The organism is Novosphingobium sediminicola (assembly GCF_014196525.1).
Taxonomy (GTDB): domain Bacteria; phylum Pseudomonadota; class Alphaproteobacteria; order Sphingomonadales; family Sphingomonadaceae; genus Novosphingobium; species Novosphingobium sediminicola.
This window is the reverse complement of the sequence record NZ_JACIDX010000048.1, coordinates 1-2,556: the sequence shown is the minus strand read 5'-3', so window position 1 is coordinate 2,556 and position 2,556 is coordinate 1. Positions and strand designations below refer to the sequence as shown.

At 58.7% G+C, this 2,556-nt stretch carries 1 protein-coding gene; it reads right to left on the bottom strand.

The genetic code is table 11. From position 1 onward, the window contains the following. Nucleotides 1-12: 12 nt before the first annotated feature. Entirely contained in the window at nt 13-2,106 is a 2,094-nt protein-coding gene (locus tag GGR38_RS23895) for a recombinase family protein (RefSeq protein ID WP_183629506.1), read from the bottom strand. Nucleotides 2,107-2,556 lie beyond the last annotated feature (450 nt).

The following is a 2,556-nucleotide window of genomic DNA, read 5'->3' as shown; positions in this document are numbered from 1 at the left end:
GAGCTGAACGTTTCATGATACCTTCCTCCTTGATGGGCTGATGCGTGGTGTGGTGACCCGGAACTGTGCAATTTGGTCGTTGGTTAGGTCTATCTGCCAAGGTTGTCCCTTCGTTAGTTGCCGCCCTTGAAGTCGGCCTTTTTTGAGCCATTTGAATATTGTTTGAGGTGTGATGCCCAGCTCTGAGGCCGCTCCTTGGATCGAGTAGCTTCCATCGGGCCAGCGGCTCGGATTGTCGGTGGCGCCGTTGATCTTCACGGTTTTGATCTTCCACCTCTGCCGGAGCAAGTGGATGGTTTGATTAGTGAATGCTTCGCCACGGCAGTTGGCGAGACCTTCGGCATTCAGGGTTGTTGCGATCTGCGCATCCATCATGCCGGCAGAATTGAGTTCGCGGACGCGTTGCTCAATAAGCGGGATCTGGGCGGCTTCGGTGTACGACGCCGTTCGCCGCCTGATCCAACGCTCTGTCGTCGCGCCAGTTTGCCATATGACCCTGATCCAGACCATTCCCGTGACGCGGCGCTGGTCGAGTACGACCTGGTCCACCACGAGTCGCAGCATCGCCTTGCGATCAGCGTTTCCCAAATTTTCCCATAATCCGGGCAGGTCGATACCCATGTCAGTGATGCGAGAACGATCATCGTCGTCCAGCGTTTCAATCTGCCCGGCCTTCCAGCGGTCATGGTCTTGCTCGATCTTTTCGGCTTCGCGCAACTTGTCTTCCCACAGTGCCTCGAGCGAGCGTGCGACCAATCGGTTCTCCGGCTCGACGGCATCATATTGACGCCGGGCACGTTCTACCTCGTAGGCAGCACGCTCCCTCTTCAGAGCCCATTGCCGGTCAAGTGAGCGAACTTCGGCGTTGATCTCATCCAACGCGGCGAGCGTAAGCTCAAGCTGATCCGGGGCAAGGGCCGCCAGAAACAGGCGCTCGATCTCCGCCTCGACCGCCGGGGCGCGAACTTCCTGGCAATATTGCTTGGCACACAACGCAGTCTCGGAGCGGCAGCGGTAAACCGGATAATCTCCTCGGTCGCCCGAATAATTGAGCGCCATGCGTCTTCCACAAGTGCCGCAAACGGCGATCCCTTGAAGAAGCCCCCGACCACGGCGGGGTGCCCCGCGATGCCCTGCGCGAAAGTTCCCCACGTTATCCGCAAGACGATCGCTGATCTCCATGTGCTCCTCCCAGCTGATGTAGCCCGGGTGCGCATCTCTGATGCATACTTCCCATTCCTCGCGTGGAACTGCCCGGGTCGGATTACGGCTTTGTGGTCCTCTCCGCTCAGGTGCGGCACAACGACGTCCATAGACATAAGCGCCAGCGTATGCCGGGTTCTTGAGAATCGAACGGACTCGAGCGTCATTGGCGTCGCGCCAGAGCGTCTCATGAGGAGAAGGTCCCTGCAATGGTCGAACCGGAAGCGTGAGGTTGGATTGTCGCAGATAACGCACGACCGCCTTTGCGCTGCCAAAGACGGCAAACCTCTCGAACACAAGGTTAAGACGTGCCTGAACCTCGGCATCGGGATTGAGCATGATGCCGCCACCAGGCACTGCGGCGAGCCCCGCTGGCAGCGGCATGCGTAATTCGCCGCGCGCTGCCTTCTGCCGTTCGGCTTGATGTTGCCGCACCCGGATTTGATGGAGTTCGGCTTCGCTCATAATCCCTGACAGCCCCAGAAGCAGCCTGTCGTGGTATAGACCCGGATCGTAAAGCCTCTCGCTGTCTGCCAGCAAAACACCGAACATTGAACATAGATGGAGAAGCTGATGCCAATCGCTATTGTTACGTGCGAGCCTGGACGCATCAAAGCTTAGAACCAGGCCTGCGTGGCCCAAGCCGACCTCTGCGATCAGCCGCTGAAAGCCTGAACGCAAATGAGATGTGGCTCCCGACTTGCCCAAGTCTTCGTCGATAATCATGACGCGCTCGCGAGGCCAGCCCAGTGTAAGCGCTCGCTCGACCAGGCGATATTGCAGCATCGTGCTTTCTTGGTGATGAAGAAGTTGGCCAGGACTGGACTGGCGGATGTAGACATAGGCAAGCTTCGCGCGGTGACGGGTACCGACCTGTCCGTCAGCAGAAAGTTTCGTCAGCATCGGCGTTATCCTCGCCTCGAGCGCGCATTCTTGCGCGTAGGGCGGGCACGAGATGCATCGCGAGCTGCCGCCGGATTTGCTCCGGCAGCTTCGACCACAGCAACGGCGGGTTGGTCGGTGTTATGTGAACCGCAGCCCTCGCCATCCTTGCTCTCCTCTCGGGTGCGTTGCGACAACATGGTCATAAAGCATGCGACTCGCAGCAGCACCGTTGCTGAGACGATCAGGGCAGAATTTGAGTCGGGCAGAGGGCTTGCAAGGTCCGTCGATGCACGCTTGATGTTGCGGCGACTACCATTGGGCGCGCGAACCGTAACCCAGCTGGGGCCGCGATCTGATACCAGCTGAAGAACTTCAAGCCGATGACCAAACAGTCCGTCTCGGCGCGCAGTCACTGTGACATGCTGTATGAGCCCTTCAAACTCAGGGGTAACGCCCGATGTTCGGCTC